General features: G+C 54.0%; 12 protein-coding genes. 6 read left to right on the top strand and 6 right to left on the bottom strand.

What is annotated here, in order from left to right; translation table 11 throughout:
• Positions 1–34 precede the first annotated feature (34 nt).
• Complete coding sequence (locus C1N64_RS16755) at positions 35–496, top strand: GNAT family N-acetyltransferase (RefSeq protein ID WP_039339662.1); 462 nt, start codon at positions 35–37, stop codon at positions 494–496.
• 122 nt (positions 497–618) lie between these two features.
• On the opposite strand, the gene C1N64_RS16750 is transcribed toward C1N64_RS16755, so the two are convergent.
• On the bottom strand, positions 619–2277 hold the full coding sequence (locus C1N64_RS16750) for a glucan biosynthesis protein D (protein ID WP_006120012.1): 1659 nt from the start codon (positions 2275–2277) through the stop codon (positions 619–621).
• Positions 2278–2609: 332 nt separating this feature from the next.
• Between C1N64_RS16750 and elaB the strand changes: the two genes are divergently transcribed.
• Positions 2610–2921 carry a stress response protein ElaB gene (elaB, locus tag C1N64_RS16745; protein WP_033740963.1) on the top strand — a complete coding sequence of 104 codons (312 nt, stop codon included), beginning with the start codon at positions 2610–2612 and terminating at the stop codon, positions 2919–2921.
• 170 nt (positions 2922–3091) lie between these two features.
• Positions 3092–4288, top strand: coding sequence for a nicotinamide mononucleotide deamidase-related protein YfaY (locus C1N64_RS16740; RefSeq protein ID WP_006120010.1), 1197 nt, complete (start codon positions 3092–3094; stop codon positions 4286–4288).
• A 75-nt stretch (positions 4289–4363) separates the two neighbouring features.
• On the opposite strand, the gene C1N64_RS16735 is transcribed toward C1N64_RS16740, so the two are convergent.
• A complete protein-coding gene (locus C1N64_RS16735; RefSeq protein WP_006120009.1) occupies positions 4364–4951 on the bottom strand; it encodes a TetR/AcrR family transcriptional regulator in 588 nt (195 codons plus the stop codon).
• A 145-nt stretch (positions 4952–5096) separates the two neighbouring features.
• Between C1N64_RS16735 and C1N64_RS16730 the strand changes: the two genes are divergently transcribed.
• Positions 5097–5486 (top strand): RidA family protein, encoded by a 390-nt coding sequence (locus tag C1N64_RS16730; protein ID WP_006120008.1) that lies wholly within the window; start codon positions 5097–5099, stop codon positions 5484–5486.
• A gap of 71 nt (positions 5487–5557) precedes the next feature.
• Here the strand turns inward: C1N64_RS16730 and yfaE are convergent, their stop codons facing one another.
• The 4 genes from yfaE to ubiG form a co-directional block, all read right to left on the bottom strand.
• The gene (yfaE, locus tag C1N64_RS16725; RefSeq protein ID WP_006120007.1) at positions 5558–5818 is read right to left on the bottom strand and encodes a class I ribonucleotide reductase maintenance protein YfaE; all 261 of its coding nucleotides are present in this window, start codon (positions 5816–5818) and stop codon (positions 5558–5560) included.
• A gap of 2 nt (positions 5819–5820) precedes the next feature.
• Positions 5821–6951: a class Ia ribonucleoside-diphosphate reductase subunit beta gene (gene nrdB, locus C1N64_RS16720; protein ID WP_006120006.1), complete on the bottom strand. Its 1131-nt coding sequence runs from the start codon at positions 6949–6951 to the stop codon at positions 5821–5823.
• 78 nt (positions 6952–7029) lie between these two features.
• Positions 7030–9315: a class 1a ribonucleoside-diphosphate reductase subunit alpha gene (gene nrdA / locus C1N64_RS16715; RefSeq protein ID WP_033740614.1), complete on the bottom strand. Its 2286-nt coding sequence runs from the start codon at positions 9313–9315 to the stop codon at positions 7030–7032.
• A 456-nt stretch (positions 9316–9771) separates the two neighbouring features.
• On the bottom strand, positions 9772–10500 hold the full coding sequence (gene ubiG / locus C1N64_RS16710) for a bifunctional 2-polyprenyl-6-hydroxyphenol methylase/3-demethylubiquinol 3-O-methyltransferase UbiG (RefSeq protein WP_058701327.1): 729 nt from the start codon (positions 10498–10500) through the stop codon (positions 9772–9774).
• A 176-nt stretch (positions 10501–10676) separates the two neighbouring features.
• Between ubiG and gyrA the strand changes: the two genes are divergently transcribed.
• Positions 10677–13319, top strand: a complete 2643-nt coding sequence (gene gyrA, locus C1N64_RS16705; RefSeq protein ID WP_058701328.1) for a DNA topoisomerase (ATP-hydrolyzing) subunit A — start codon at positions 10677–10679, stop codon at positions 13317–13319.
• Positions 13320–13540: 221 nt separating this feature from the next.
• Positions 13541–16387 (top strand): two-component system sensor histidine kinase RcsC, encoded by a 2847-nt coding sequence (gene rcsC, locus C1N64_RS16700; RefSeq protein ID WP_033740958.1) that lies wholly within the window; start codon positions 13541–13543, stop codon positions 16385–16387.
• Positions 16388–16396: the final 9 nt, after the last annotated feature.

Raw genomic sequence — 16396 nt, 5'->3', positions numbered from 1 at the left:
CAGTGAGGGGTCGGTTATTGAATGAGGATGAGACATGCATATCAGTTGGCTGGATCTGCACCAGCAGGCATTAAGCGTCCCGCAGCTTTATGCAGTACTGGCGTTGCGCTGTGAAGTCTTCGTCGTGGAGCAGCAGTGCGCCTATCTGGATGTGGATGGTCAGGATTTGCAGGGCGAGAATCGTCACCTCCTCGGCATGGCGCAGGATGACCTGCTGGCCTATGCGCGCATCCTGTCGCCCCGGCGCGCCGAGACAGAGGTAAAAATTGGGCGCGTCATCATCTCCAGCAAAGCCCGTGGCCTGAATTTAGGTAACCAGTTGATGATGCAGGCGATAGCCAGCTGTGAACAGCACTGGCCGGAGCATGCACAGTTTCTTTCTGCCCAGGCACATCTTGCGGGGTTTTATCAGCGTCACGGTTTTGTCGCGGTCAGCGACAGCTACCTTGAGGACGGTATTCCCCATATTGATATGCGCAGAGCAGGGGGGAAATAAACCGCGCTAACGGCCTGACGGTTTTATTCCTCCCTCAGACTGTCGCGTGTTCTTTTCACGCACGCAAAAAAAATGCATCCCGGCGCCAGGCCTGAGATGCATTATGCCGTGAGATGGCCGTGTTAGCTGACGGTCATCTGGCGATCGTCAACGTATTTACGCTGGTCTGGCGGGGGCGGCACATACTGATAGAGCCACGTTTCGCTCAGCGTTTCGTCTTTGGTGCGCAGGAACAGACGCATCTCTACGGGCTGTACGCTGTCGCTGTCAGGATACCAGTCAAAGAGGATACGGTACCCTTTGATCGGCTCAACATACAGAATCTCAACCTGCTTAAAGGTGCCGGAGGACACGGTAATCACCGGTTCAATGCCCTTTGGTGCGGCGGCCTGCAAATCGCCGCCGATAAAGTCGACAGCAAAACGGCGGCACCACACATCCGGGAAGTGCTCGCCTGGCGCCCAGCCTTCGGGGAAGCCGCCGATGCCGGTGCGGGTTGCATCCACGCGCGCCAGTTGGCTCTGTACGGGCGGCAGTGCGCTCCAGTAGAGTTTGTACGAAAAGCTGAACGCGTTGCCCGCTTTGATCGGTTCGGCGGGCTGCCAGAAGCAGACGATGTTATCGAGCGTTTCACCGGTCGTGGGGATTTCCATCAGGTTGATGGCACCTTTACCCCACTTACCAACCGGTTCCACCCACAGGCTTGGCCGCTTGTTATACCAGCCAATCACGTCCTGATAATTCTCAAAGTCATGATCAAGCTGAAGCAGACCAAAACCACGCGGATTTTCATCTTCGTAGGCGTTGAACTGCAGGCGCTGAGGGTTATTCAGCGGACGGGCAATCCATTCCCCTTTCCCGCTCCACATTGCCAGACGATCGGAGTCGTGAATCTGGGGATGGTAGGTGTTACACATCCGACGCTCGTTGGTGCCGCAGCTGAACATACTGGTCATCGGCGAAATGCCTAACTGACGAATATCCTTGCGGGCAAAGAGATGATTCTCAATGTCCATCACCACGCGTTCGGCTTCGCAGTGAATCACAAACTTGTATGCGCCGGTGATGCTGGCCCCATCCAGTAAGGCATAGCAGGTGAAGGTTGTGTCTTCGGCTTTCGGCGTTTCAAACCAGAACGCCGTAAAGTCCGGAAACTCTTCCTGACCATTGCTGAAGGTGTTAATGGCGACGCCACGCGCGGACAGGCCGTACTGGTAAGTATCATCGACAGCACGGAAGTAGCTGGCACCGAGAAAGGAGACGATATCGCGGCGGGCCAGTTCGGGTTTTTTAAAGGCACGGAAGCCCGCAAACCCCAGATCGGTTTTGCCTTCCAGCTGTTTAGTGTCGACTTTCGCATCGTTGTAGTTAAACAGCTCGGTGCGGAAGTGGATTTCGCGTGCCTCACGGCTGGCACTGTCGACGGAAAACATGCGGATGCGGCGTTTAAAGCCCATGCCGACGTGGAAAAACTGCACATCAAGCTCGCGATTCGGAATGTTGTTCCACAGCGAGTGATTAGCATCGTACTGAATATCGTTGTAAGCCTGCGGCGTCAGGTTAGCCAGCGTTTGCGGCAGCGGGCCCGGTGGACCACCCCACGGCTTTTTGGCCAGTGCGGCCGCGTTCTTTTTTAACTCGTCGAAATCGAAGCGCACTGCGATTCCGTCAGCAATGCCATCATCTGCCCAGGCGGATTGCGCGAATAGCGTTGATAAGCCTGTCATACCGCTCACCGCGGAGAAGGCCATTGACGCTTTCATAAACATTCTTCGATTCATGCCGGAGATCATTCCTTAGCTTTTCGAGTTTGTTGTGACTGTCGTGTCGAAGCACAGAGCCTGATTATTACAGGCAACAGCAGGGTACGACAGTCGGCTTAGATAAAAATTCAGTTCGCTGAAAATTTATCAGATAAATCAAATAAACGAAGCGAAATTGCTTTAAGCAAGTCATCTCTTACACTTCTTTGCGTAATCACAGCCTGCCATAAGTTGACGCGCGTGCGCTTTCCTTGCGCCGATTTTCAGGTGATTCCTGGTAAGGGGCCGCGCAAAGCCCTCATTTATGGCTATAGTTAACCAGGTGCATTGCAATTCACATGGAGGAAATGATGGTAAAACAGACTGAATCTTTCGACACGGGCTATGACGACGATATCGCACTGCTGACTGAAACGCTGGAAGAAGTGCTGAAGTCATCAGGTGATCCGGCCGATCAGAAATATATCGAACTGAAAACCAAAGCTGAACGCGCGCTGGAAGATGTTAAATCACGTGTCAGCCAGGCCTCAGATAGCTATTACTACCGTGCCAAACAGGCCGCGTACCGTGCTGATGATTACGTCCATGAAAAACCGTGGCAGGGCATTGGCATCGGTGCTACTGCAGGGCTGGTATTAGGCCTGCTGCTGGCGCGTCGCTAATCTCAATCGCCTAAAACGGGCAGGCGCTGTCCTGTCCGTTCTCCCTTTCTGGTTCTTCCGCACTTCTGTCACCTGCCTGAAAATGCCGTTACCCGGTTAATTCCTGTCCGCAGATTGTGTTTTGTTCAGGGGCTTTCTAAAGTAAAGCGACAGGCACAAGGAGAATGAATGTGATAAGAGTTGAAATGCTGTCCACGGGCGATGAAGTGTTACATGGACAAATCGTCGATACCAACGCCGCCTGGCTGGCTGATGTGTTATTTCAACACGGGCTGCCAATGACCAGCCGGACTACGGTGGGTGACGCAATGTCGTCGCTGGTGGAAACGCTAAAGGCCCGCAGTCTTGAGGCGGACGTGCTCATCGTGAATGGTGGACTGGGTCCAACCACTGACGACCTTAGCGCCCAGGCCGCGGCCAAAGCGAGCGGGGTAGGGCTGGTGATGCAGGAAGCCTGGCTGGAAACGATGGAAGCCTGGTTTGCCAGCCGCGGACGGGTTATGGCTGAGAGCAACCGTAAACAGGCAGAAATTCCCGCTAACGCCGAAATGCTGGATAACCCGGTCGGCACCGCCTGTGGCTTTGCCCTGCAACTCAATCGCTGCTGGATGTTCTTTACGCCAGGCGTTCCCTCTGAATTCAAGGTGATGGTCGAACAACAAATCATTCCGCGTCTGAAAGCGAAGTTCGACCTGCCTGAACCGCCCGTTTGCCTGCGGCTGACCACCTTTGGCCGGGGAGAAAGCGACATTGCGAATGAACTGGAACCCTTGCCGCTGCCAGAGAACGTGCTGATGGGCTACCGTTCTTCCATGCCGATTATCGAAATCAAACTTACGGGGCCAGCCGAACAGCGCGTCGCGATGGAGCAGGTCTGGCAGCAGGTACGTTTGTTGCTGGCCGAGTGTACGATATTTGAAGGCACTGAGGGGCTGCCTGCACTGCTGGCGCGGGAACTGCATCAACGTCACTGGCGGCTGGCGATCAGCGAACAGTACACCGCAGGGTTACTTCACTGGCAACTGGCTTCGGCTGACGTGCCCCTGAGCGCCAGCGAAATTCTGCCGCAGCAGGACGAGAGTCTGGATGTTCAGGTCATGCGCACCCAGGCGCTGGCGACGCGCTTGCAGACTCAGCTTGCCCTGTCCGTCGGCAGCCTGAGCGAAGACGCGATCTCTGTGGCGCTCCATACACCGGAAGCGACCTGGGGACAACGTGTTAAATTCAATAGTGGACGTCACAACCTGGAAACCCGTCAGAAAGTGGTGGCGATGATGGCAATGAACATGCTGCGGCGCTGGTTACACGGCAGCGAGGTCAGCACAGGGCACGGCTGGATTGATGTGCTTGAAACTATCAAGCATTAAAAAAACGGACCGGTGCCAAACGGCACCGACCGCCTTCTTTTTCTGCTCCCCGCGTTTCCTCAACTAACACGCTGTTTAGCGCCGTAGCCCCGTCGCCAGCACGGTAAAGGTCGCTGTGACTTTAGCCAGCGTGGCCTGGGGCTCGGCGCTGGCGGCCACCCACAAGGCGGCAGTAAACGCCGCACCATTCAGCAAGCGGGCAGCGGCTTCAACATCCACGGGCTTCAGCACGCCGCTCGTGACCATCTCCTCCAGTGCATGCTGGGTTGCGGTCAGGCAGGCGTTCTGGCTGGGCCACAGGGAGGGATCGCCAAGAAAGGCCGGGCCATCCAGTAATACAATACGCTGCACTTCGGGGTCCAGCGCCATCTCGATATAGGCGATACCTTCCGCCAGCAACTGGTTCCAGCTGTCGCCCGCACTGGCCGCGCGCGCTTTTGCACGCTGGGCGATTTCACTGTCGACTTCCGCGACCACAGCGGCGAGAAGGCCACGTTTATCGCCAAAATTGTGATAAAGCGCACCGCGCGTTAAACCAACGCTCGCCGTCAGCTCATCCATGGACGCGGCAGCAAACCCCTTTTCGGCAAAGGCTTTACGTGCGGCGGCAATCAGTTTAAGGCGATTTTCTTCCATCGTGACCGCACGAGGTCGTCCTGCCATGGTTCTCTCCTTTTCGTATACGTCGCGTATCTGAAATTGACATACGGGGCGTATGTGTGGTTTATTTCACATACGGGAAGTAGATTAAATCATGTCGTCATGAGGCGCATGATTTCCTGATAACAACTCACCAGAGGGTAAAACAATGAGCAATCGTGAAGCAGTTTTCCCGGCGGGCCGTCATGCGCTGTATGAAAGGCATGGCTATTCCGCTGCGATCCGCTCGGGCGACCTGCTGTTCGTCTCGGGTCAGGTTGGCAGTCGCACGGACGGATCGCCTGAACCGGATTTTGCTGCTCAGGTGCAACTGGCCTTTGAGAATCTGCGCCAGACACTGGCGGCGGCAGGCTGTTCGTTCGATGATCTTATTGATGTCACCACGTTTCATACCGACCCTGAAACGCAGTTCGCTACCATTATGGAAGTGAAAAAAGCGATATTTCCGCAGCCACCTTATCCTAACTGGACGGCGGTCGGCGTTAACTGGCTGGCAGGATTCGATTTTGAAATCAAAGTCATTGCCCGTATCCCCTGAGTCAGCACCCGGCGAAAAAAAACCGTCATCCGGTTGGGATGACGGTTTTTTTAAACGCTTTGGCTCAACCACTAGAGTTCAAGCTCGATTTCACCTTTCGCCTTACAGCAGCAGGGCAGGATCTCCCCCTGTTCAATAAAGGCCAGCGGGGTTTCCGCGTAGTCGACCTCGCCGCGCAGTAACCGCATACGGCAGGAGCCGCAGTAACCTTCCCGGCACTGAAACTCCACGCACAGGTTGTTGGCTTCCAGCATGGTCAACAGATTAGGATGATCGTCTGCGCACTCCAGTCGGGTGCCGGAACTGCGCAGAATAACAACAGAACGGCTCATCGTTATAACTGGAAGTCGTCGAAGTCGTTTTCGCCCACTTCTGAATCAATCTGACCCACCAGGTAAGAACTGACTTCCACTTCCTGCGGGGCAACCTGAACGTTATCGGACACCAGCCAGGCGTTGATCCAGGGAATCGGGTTCGAGCGCGTTTCAAACGGCAGATCGAGGCCAACCGCCTGCATACGAATGTTGGTGATGTATTCGATATACTGGCACAGGATATCTTTGTTCAGACCGATCATGGAGCCGCCGCTGAACAGGTAATCTGCCCACTCTTTCTCCTGTAAGGCCGCTTTCTTAAACAGCTCGAAGCACTCTTCACGGCATTCGGCGGCAATTTCTTTCATTTCAGGATCGTCTTCACCGGTGCGCAGCAGATTCAGCATGTGCTGGGTGCCGGTCAGGTGCAGAGCTTCGTCGCGTGCAATCAGCTTGATGATTTTGGCGTTGCCTTCCATCAGTTCTCGCTCAGCAAACGCAAAAGAGCAGGCAAAGCTGACGTAGAAGCGGATCGCTTCCAGCGCATTGACGCTCATCAGGCAAATATACAGCTGCTTTTTCAGCGCGCGCACGTTAACCGTAATGGACTTACCATTGACCTGATGCGTACCTTCACCCAGCAAATGCCAGTAGTTAGTCATCTCAATCAGGTCATCGTAGTACTTAGAGATGTCCTGCGCACGCGCCAGAATCTGCTGGTTGGTGACGATATCGTCAAACACTACAGACGGATCGTTCACGATGTTGCGAATGATGTGGGTGTACGAGCGAGAGTGGATCGTTTCGGAGAACGCCCAGGTTTCGATCCAGGTTTCCAGTTCCGGAATCGAGATCAGCGGCAGCAGTGCCACGTTCGGGCTGCGTCCCTGAATCGAGTCCAGTAACGTCTGGTATTTCAGGTTGCTGATGAAGATATGCTTTTCATGATCGGGCAGGGCCTGGTAGTCGATGCGATCGCGCGAGACATCGACTTCTTCAGGACGCCAGAAGAACGAAAGCTGCTTTTCGATCAGTTTTTCAAAGATATCGTATTTCTGCTGATCAAAGCGCGCCACGTTAACGGACTGACCGAAAAACATAGGCTCTTTCAGCTGGTCATTTTTGTTTTGTGAAAAAGTGGAGTAAGCCATAAAAAACTGTCCATGGTAGACGAGGCTCAGCACCGGCCTCGCGGAAAAATGTGGGCGGGAAAGGCTCCCGCCCGACCGTCAGATCTTACAGGCGCCGCTTTCGCAGCCATCATCCTGAATAGAAGGTGCCAGATCGTCCTGCGCATCTTCCGCACCATCACGGGTGTTTTGGTAGTAGAGCGTTTTCACGCCAAACTTGTAGGCGGTCAGCAGATCTTTCAGCAGTTGCTTCATCGGCACTTTGCCATTCGGGAAGCGCGACGGATCGTAGTTGGTATTTGACGAAATCGCCTGATCGATGAATTTCTGCATTACGCCAACCAGTTGCAGGTAGCCATCATTGGACGGCATATCCCACAGCAGTTCGTACTGATCTTTAAGACGCTCATATTCCGGCACCACCTGACGCAGGATACCGTCTTTAGACGCTTTAATACTGATATGGCCGCGCGGCGGTTCGATACCGTTGGTGGCGTTTGAAATCTGCGACGAGGTTTCAGACGGCATCAGGGCAGAAAGCGTCGAGTTGCGCAGGCCGTGGGTTTTAATCTGCTCGCGCAGGGTTTCCCAGTCCAGGTGCAGCGGCTCGTTGCAAATCGCATCCAGATCTTTCTTGTAGGTATCAATCGGCAGCACGCCCTGTGCATAGGTGGTTTCATTGAACCACGGGCAGGCGCCTTGCTCTTTAGCCAGCTCATTTGAGGCTTTCAGCAGGTAGTACTGAATGGCTTCAAACGTTTTGTGCGTCAGGCCATTCGCGCTGCCGTCGGAGTAGCGCACACCGTGCTTCGCCAGGTAGTAAGCAAAGTTAATGACGCCAATGCCCAGCGTACGACGACCCATCGCACCCCGTTGCGCGGCCGGAATCGGGTAATCCTGATAATCCAGCAGTGCATCCAGCGCGCGTACGGCCAGCGTTGCCAGCTCTTCCAGATCGTCCAGGCTGTCAATCGCACCAAGGTTAAATGCTGACAGCGTACAGAGCGCAATCTCACCGTTTTCGTCGTTGACGTCATTGAGCGGTTTAGTTGGCAGCGCAATTTCCAGACACAGGTTCGACTGGCGTACTGGCGCAATACTGGCGTCAAACGGGCTGTGTGTGTTGCAGTGGTCAACGTTCTGGATGTAGATACGGCCGGTAGAGGCGCGTTCCTGCATCATCAGCGAGAACAGATCCACCGCTTTCACACGCTGCTTACGAATGCTGCTGTCTTGTTCGTATTTGGTGTAAAGACGTTCAAATTCGTCCTGATCGGCAAAGAACGCATCGTACAGGCCAGGTACGTCTGACGGGCTAAACAGCGTGATGTCCTCGCCCTTCAGCAGGCGCTGGTACATCATTTTGTTGAGCTGCACACCGTAGTCCATGTGACGCACGCGGTTACCTTCCACACCACGGTTGTTTTTCAGGACTAACAGGCTTTCCACTTCCAGATGCCACATCGGATAGAACAGGGTCGCTGCGCCGCCACGGACGCCGCCCTGCGAACAGGATTTCACCGCCGTCTGGAAGTGCTTGTAGAACGGGATACAACCGGTATGGAAAGCTTCACCGCCGCGAATCGGGCTGCCCAGCGCGCGGATACGACCCGCGTTAATACCAATACCTGCGCGTTGTGAAACGTATTTCACAATAGCGCTGGAGGTCGCGTTGATGGAATCCAGGCTGTCGCCACATTCAATCAGGACACAGGAGCTGAACTGACGGGTTGGCGTACGCACTCCCGACATGATTGGCGTCGGCAGGGAGATTTTAAACGTGGAAATCGCATCGTAGAAACGCTTGATGTAATCCATGCGGGTCGCACGCGGATAGCCTGAGAACAGGCAGGCGGCTACCAGAATGTACAGGAACTGGGCGCTTTCATAGATCTCACCGGAGACGCGGTTCTGAACCAGATATTTGCCTTCCAGCTGTTTCACGGCCGCGTACGAGAAATTCATGTCGCGCCAGTGGTCGATGAAGCCGTCCATCTGCTCGAACTCTTCACGGCTGTAGTCTTCCAGCAGATGGCGATCGTATTTGCCCAGGTCAACCATCTTAACGACCTGATCGTACAGTGCGGGTGGCTCAAACTGGCCGTACGCTTTTTTACGCAGGTGGAAGATCGCCAGACGGGCGGCAAGATACTGATAGTCAGGGGCATCGCGAGAAATAAGGTCTGCAGCGGCCTTGATGATCGTTTCATGGATGTCAGAGGTTTTGATGCCATCATAAAACTGAATGTGGGAACGCAGCTCTACCTGTGAAACCGACACATTGTTCAGCCCTTCAGCTGCCCAGTCGAGGACACGGTGAATTTTGTCGAGATCAATGCGCTCCTGGCGGCCATCGCGTTTAGTAACGAGCAGACTTTGGTTCATGTCGCGTTTTTACCTTTGCGTGAGTATCCAATAATTAAAAGAAATCCCGATTTATACACAGCATATTCATTGTGAATAATGTTGTGGATAAACACTACATCTTGGGGTTGTCGAAGATAAGTATAACAATATGGAGGCTTATTCTAGTATTTTGCTGGCGCTTAACAAGAGGAAAAAATGATGTCTGCGGGGGTTGTATTTTCTGCGGGTTTTCTTAGGCCGCGTCTCGTAAGGCCGCAGGTCTTGTCAACCAGTCTGAGAAAATATTGCGATTTATGATCGACCGCTGATTTTTCAAACATTGCGCGACTTTTTCCAGCATTGGTCTATGCGAAAGCCTGTTTTGAGCCATAGCCGTCGTGCCACAGGGCTTAACGCGTAGCGGCAGGGAGGATAGCGTTTTGTGATGACAGTGGGATGACAGCAGCGTGGGCAAAGCCGCACGCTGCACAGGAATTACGCCTCGCCGTGATGCGTGTGGATCATGTAGTTCACGTCCACACCTTTGCCCAGACGGAACCGATCGGTAAGCGGGTTGTAGTGCAGGCCTGTCATGTTGCGTTCACGCAGTGGGGTTTCATCCACCCAACCCAGCAGCTCAGAGGGACGGATAAATTTCTTCACATCATGCGTCCCACGCGGCACCATGCGCAGGACATATTCCGCACCGAAAATCGCCATCAGCCAGGCTTTGGGATTACGGTTAATGGTCGAGAAGAACACCTCGCCACTGGGTTTAACCAGCTGCGCGCAGGCGTGCACCACCGAACGTGGATCCGGCACGTGCTCAAGCATCTCCATGCAGGTCACCACATCGTACTGGCCTGCATGCTGGCTGGCATGCTCCTCGACCGTTTGTTGCACATAGTCGAGCGTCACGCCGCTCTCCAGCGCATGCAGTCGTGCCACCTCAAGTGGCTCCGCGCCCATATCCAGCCCGGTGACGATTGCACCTTCCCGGGCCATGCTTTCCGCCAGGATACCGCCACCACAGCCGACATCGAGCACTTTTTTACCGAACAGCCCGTGACTGTGTTGCGCAATGTAGCCCAGCCGCAGGGGATTAATACGGTGCAGCGGTTTAAATTCGCCCTCCAGATCCCACCAGCGCGAGGCAACGGCCTCGAACTTGGCAATTTCCTGTGCATCGACATTGTGCTGAGGGTTCTGTGGTTGTGCATTCATTGAATCGTGACTCCTGACAAAATGTGACATCAGTATAAACGCTTAACTTATCATGGCGCACCTTATCAACATGAGTAAAAGCACCTTAATAAGGTGGTTAACGTTCACCAGTGAATTGCGGTGTGATATACTTTCGCACCTTTAAAATCCGGGATTAGTAGAGGGATAGCGGCTCCATGAGCGACCTTGCGAGAGAAATTACACCGGTTAATATCGAAGAAGAGTTAAAAAATTCTTACCTCGATTACGCCATGTCGGTCATTGTTGGCCGAGCTTTACCCGATGTGCGTGATGGCCTGAAGCCAGTACATCGCCGCGTACTCTACGCGATGAGCGAACTGGGTAATGACTGGAACAAACCCTATAAAAAATCTGCCCGCGTCGTCGGTGACGTTATCGGTAAATATCACCCGCATGGTGATTCTGCCGTTTACGACACCATCGTACGTATGGCCCAGCCTTTCTCCCTGCGTTACATGCTGGTGGACGGTCAAGGCAACTTCGGATCCATCGACGGCGACTCCGCTGCGGCGATGCGTTATACCGAAGTGCGCATGTCTAAAATCGCCCACGACCTGTTAGCTGATCTGGAAAAAGAGACCGTTGATTTCGTACCGAACTACGACGGTACCGAGCAGATCCCTGAAGTTCTGCCCACCAAAATCCCTAACCTGCTGGTCAACGGATCGTCCGGTATTGCCGTCGGTATGGCCACCAACATTCCGCCGCATAACCTGCGCGAAGTGATTAACGGCTGCCTGGCTTATATTGAAGATGAAAACATCAGCGTTGAAGGGCTGATGGAACACATTCCGGGGCCTGATTTCCCGACGGCGGCCATTATCAACGGGCGTCGCGGCATTGAAGAAGCCTATCGCACCGGTCGCGGTAAAGTTTACATCCGTGCCCGTGGTGAAGTGGAAGTGGATGCCAAAACCGGACGTGAAACCATCGTCATTCACGAGCTGCCCTATCAGGTGAACAAAGCGCGCCTGATAGAAAAGATTGCCGAGCTGGTGAAAGAAAAGCGCGTCGAAGGAATCAGTGCGCTGCGCGATGAGTCTGATAAAGACGGCATGCGTATCGTCATTGAAATCAAGCGTGACGCCGTTGGTGAAGTGGTTCTCAATAACCTCTATTCCCTGACTCAGTTGCAGACCTCTTTCGGTATCAACATGGTCGCTCTCCATCAGGGCCAGCCGAAGATTATGGCGCTGAAGGAGATTCTCGAAGCCTTCGTTCGCCATCGCCGTGAAGTGGTGACACGCCGTACTATTTTCGAACTGCGCAAGGCGCGCGATCGGGCACATATCCTTGAAGGTCTGGCGATTGCGCTGGCTAACATCGATCCGATTATCGAACTGATTCGCCGCGCACCAACGCCAGCGGAAGCAAAAGCGGGTCTGATCTCGCAATCGTGGGCGCTGGGCAATGTGGCCGCGATGCTGGAACGTGCAGGCGATGACGCGGCCCGTCCAGAGTGGCTGGAAGCGCAGTTCGGTATCCGTGATGGTCAGTATTACCTGACAGAACACCAGGCGCAGGCCATTCTGGACTTACGTCTGCAGAAGCTGACCGGCCTTGAGCATGAGAAGCTGCTGGACGAGTACAAACAGCTGCTGGATCAGATTGCAGAATTACTGCACATCCTGTCCAGCTCAGAACGTCTGATGGAAGTCATTCGCGAAGAGCTTGAGCTGATGCGCGATCAGTTCGGCGACGACCGCCGCACTGAAATTACGGCTAACAGCGCCGACATCAACATCGAAGACCTGATCAATCAGGAAGATGTTGTGGTGACATTGTCGCATCAGGGCTATGTGAAATATCAGCCGCTGAGCGACTATGAAGCCCAGCGCCGTGGCGGTAAAGGCAAGTCTGCCGCCCGAATCAAAGAAGAAGACTTTATCGATCGTCTGCTGGTGGCGAATACCCACGACACGATCCTGTGCTTCTCCAGCCGTGGCCGGCTCTACTGGATGAAAGTCTACCAGTTGCCTGAAGCCAGCCGTGGTGCACGTGGGCGTCCTATCGTCAACCTGTTGCCGCTGGAAGCCAACGAACGTATTACGGCGATTCTGCCGGTACGTGAATACACCGAAGGCTTTAACATCTTCATGGCTACCGCCAGCGGGACCGTGAAGAAAACGGGTCTGCAGGAGTTTAGCCGCCCACGTAGCGCAGGCATTATCGCGATTAACCTGCGTGATGACGATGAGCTGATCGGTGTGGCGCTGACGAACGGTAACGATGAGGCGATGTTGTTCTCTGCGGCCGGTAAGGTGGTGCGCTTTGCAGAATCCGCGGTACGTGCCATGGGCCGAACGGCTTCGGGCGTACGGGGCATTAAGCTGGCGCAAAACGATCGCGTAGTTTCGCTGATCGTGCCGCGTGAAGAGGGCGCTATTCTTACGGTTACGCAGAACGGCTACGGTAAGCGTACCGCGAACAGTGAGTACCCGACCAAATCCCGTGCAACGCAGGGCGTGATTTCCATCAAAGTAACTGAGCGTAATGGCCCGGTTATTGGTGCGGTACAGGTTGTCGACAGCGATCAGATCATGATGATCACCGATGCCGGCACACTGGTAAGAACCCGTGTCTCCGAAGTCAGCATCGTGGGCCGTAATACTCAGGGTGTGATCCTGATTCGTACAGCCGAAGACGAGAATGTTGTCGGTCTGCAGCGCGTAGCGGAACCGGTGGAAGAAGAAGAGCTGGATGCTATCGATGGCAGCGTGGCGGAAGGGGACGATGATATCGTACCTGAAGTCGACAATGACGACGATGATGAACCGGCAGTGGACGACGACGAGTAAGTTACCCGTCGTACGTTAAACCGCAACGGCAGGTCAGGGGTAACCCGGCCTGCCGTTTTTTTTGGCTGTGAAGACAGCGAGAGGAGAGGTGGGCGGCAGGTCAAACATTCTCAAACTGCGCCCTGAGCCCGGAGTCGACTGGCTTTTTCGCTGCGATAAAGCTAGTGTATGAACATCAAAAATCCAACAATGCGACTAACCTTGCCACCTGCGAGTCACCTTTGAAATATCTAGTTTCTTTCCGCACGACGCTGCGCATTTCGCGCTATCTGTTTCGCGCGCTGGCACTGCTCATCTGGTTGCTGGGCGCTGTTCTGACGACGTTCTATATTATCAGCGTCCTGCATGACAAAGAGAACAAGGTACGTCAGGAGTTTGCCAGTAACTACGGCACCATTGACTGGTACGTCCGTCATTCTGCGGGCATGATGCGTGAACTCAAATATATTGCTGAAAACCGGCTCGCCAGACCTGCACCCATCGGTCAGTCCCAGGCGGACAATCTGATTCAGCCACAGTTTATGCCGTTATATTCCGGTGACGACTGTGCCTCCATGAGCACCACCTGGCGCAACTCGCTTGATTCCTTAGGCAACTACATTAACTACTGGAAAAGCAATTTCGCCTCCTCCTACGAGCTGAACCGGGTCTTCCTCATTGGCGGCGATAACAGGTGCCTGGCTGACTTTACCGTCAGCAATAACAATAATAATGTCAGTCGCGATCGCAGTCTGAAGCTTCTGCGGGAAAACCTGCAGCGTTACCGTAACAGCCCGGAAGAGGACCAGCGTAATCCGGCTTACTGGGTGAGCAGCTCCGCTCAGCCTGGTGTAGGCAGCTTCTCTGTGGTGATGCCGGTCTATGTGGCCGATAAACTGCAGGCTTTGCTGGGCGTAGAGCAAAATATCCGCCTTGATGAATTTATCCAGCCCGGCAGCCTGCCGGTGACCGCGACCATAACCGACGAAAATTATACGCCGTTGCTGACGTCACGCCGGGGAGGCGTAGGTTTCTCGCTAAACGAATTACCCGACGATAAAACCTGGTTTGGTTATCTGGACGGTTATCGCCAGCTGGTGCTCAAGAAACCCTTGCCGCCATCAGAACTCAATGTGATCTGGTCGGTGTCAACGGATGTCCTGGTCGATCAGCTCAGGCTCATGATGATTAACGCGGTGCTGCTCAATATCATGAGTGCGGTACTGCTGTTTACGCTGGCCTGGTTATTTGAGCGGCGCATGTTTTTGCCTGCGGAAGAGAATGCACACAGGCTGGAAGAGCATGAGCAGTTTAACCGTAAGATCGTGGCGTCAGCACCGGTCGGGATCTGTATTCTGCGCACCAGCGATGGCACCAACATTCTGAGTAATGAGCTGGCGCATAACTATCTTACGTTGCTGACGCAGGAAGACCGCAAGCGGTTAAATGAAATTATCGGCGGCCAACAGGTCAACTTTGTGGATGTCCTGACGGGCAGCAACACCAATCTGCAAATCAGCTTTGTGCATTCCCGATATCGCAATGAAAACGTCGCCATCTGCGTGCTGGTTGACGTGTCCGCGCGCGTTCGTATGGAGCAGTCATTGCAGGAGATGGCGCATGCCGCTGAACAGGCCAGCCAGTCGAAATCGATGTTTCTGGCCACGGTCAGCCATGAACTGCGCACGCCGTTATACGGCATTATTGGTAATCTGGATTTATTACAGACACGACAGTTGCCCAGCGGTATCGACTCGCTGGTCACCGCCATGAACAACTCCTCCAGTCTGCTGTTAAAAATCATCAGCGATATTCTCGATTTCTCGAAAATCGAGTCGGAACAGTTGAAGATTGAACCGCGTCCTTTCTCCCCGCGTGAAGTGATTACCCATATTGTCGGTAACTATCTGTCGCTGGTGGTGAAAAAACGCCTGACACTGTACTGCTATATTGAACACGATGTTCCGCAGTTCCTCGATGGCGATCCCCTGCGTCTGCAACAGGTGATTTCTAACCTGCTCAATAATGCGATCAAATTTACGCATACCGGCTGCATTATCCTGCATGCATACGTCACCCAGGGCTATCTGGCCTTTCGTATGCGTGATACCGGCGTCGGGATTCCGGCAAAAGAGCTCACCCGGTTATTCGATCCGTTCTTCCAGGTCGGAAATGGCGTCCAGCGCAATTTCCAGGGCACCGGGCTGGGCCTGGCGATTTGTGAAAAGCTGATCAACATGATGGACGGTGATATCGAGGTGGAGTCAGAGCCGGGAATGGGAAGCCAGTTTATCGTGCGTATCCCCATCTACAATGGTAAGCAGCCGTCCATTCCACTGCTTGACGGGCTGCAGGATAAGAAAATCTGGCTGGCAATGCGCAATGAGTACCTGGCCCAGTATCTGGACAGGCTGTTGAAGCAACATGGCTTCCAGGTCGCCGATATGCTGGCAAACCCTGGCAGTGATGATGTGGTGTTAACCGACTATGCAATGGAGACATTCCCCCAGGTGCGTGCGGTTATCACGTTTGACGGCGCGCATGTGGATATGCCGCGTGAGCCGCAGGCAGGGCGCTGGATCCACAGCACGGCAACCCTGCATGAACTGCCGACTTTACTGGCACGTATTTACCGCATTGCCGTGGAAACCGAGAGCACGGACGCGCTTTCTCTGAGCGGGCCGGTCGAAGAGAAAATCCATAATGACGACATTATGGTGCTGATCGTTGACGATCATCCTATCAACCGCATGCTGCTGTCAGAGCAGCTTGGCACGCTGGGTTATCAGGTGAAAACCGCCCAGGACGGTGTTGACGCCTTAAATGTCTTAAGCCGTAATACAATTGATATTGTGCTGACCGATGTGAACATGCCCAATATGGACGGTTATCGTCTGACTCAGCGCCTGCGTCAGTTAGGGCATGTGTTCCCGGTGATAGGCGTCACGGCGAACGCGCTGGCCGAAGAAAAGCAGCGTTGTATGGACGCAGGGATGGACAACTGCTTGTCGAAGCCCGTGACGCTGGATGTGCTGAAATCAACGCTGGGTCTCTATGCAGAGCGGGTACGTAAAGCCCGGCAGGGATAAAAGAGAAGC

The organism is Pantoea sp. SGAir0215 (assembly GCF_043543215.1).
This window is presented reverse-complemented; position numbering and strand designations above follow the sequence as displayed.

Bases quoted from the DNA above. Each gene is read 5' to 3' on its own strand.
- C1N64_RS16735 (WP_006120009.1), bottom strand. From the start codon at position 4,951: ATGGCAGGACGACCTCGTGCGGTCACGATGGAAGAAAATCGCCTTAAA.
- nrdB (WP_006120006.1), bottom strand. From the start codon at position 6,951: ATGGCTTACTCCACTTTTTCACAAAACAAAAATGACCAGCTGAAAGAG.
- C1N64_RS16730 (WP_006120008.1), top strand. From the start codon at position 5,097: ATGAGCAATCGTGAAGCAGTTTTCCCGGCGGGCCGTCATGCGCTGTAT.
- C1N64_RS16750 (WP_006120012.1), bottom strand. From the start codon at position 2,277: ATGAATCGAAGAATGTTTATGAAAGCGTCAATGGCCTTCTCCGCGGTG.
- ubiG (WP_058701327.1), bottom strand. From the start codon at position 10,500: ATGAATGCACAACCACAGAACCCTCAGCACAATGTCGATGCACAGGAA.
- yfaE (WP_006120007.1), bottom strand. From the start codon at position 5,818: ATGAGCCGTTCTGTTGTTATTCTGCGCAGTTCCGGCACCCGACTGGAG.
- nrdA (WP_033740614.1), bottom strand. From the start codon at position 9,315: ATGAACCAAAGTCTGCTCGTTACTAAACGCGATGGCCGCCAGGAGCGC.
- gyrA (WP_058701328.1), top strand. From the start codon at position 10,677: ATGAGCGACCTTGCGAGAGAAATTACACCGGTTAATATCGAAGAAGAG.
- elaB (WP_033740963.1), top strand. From the start codon at position 2,610: ATGGTAAAACAGACTGAATCTTTCGACACGGGCTATGACGACGATATC.
- C1N64_RS16755 (WP_039339662.1), top strand. From the start codon at position 35: ATGCATATCAGTTGGCTGGATCTGCACCAGCAGGCATTAAGCGTCCCG.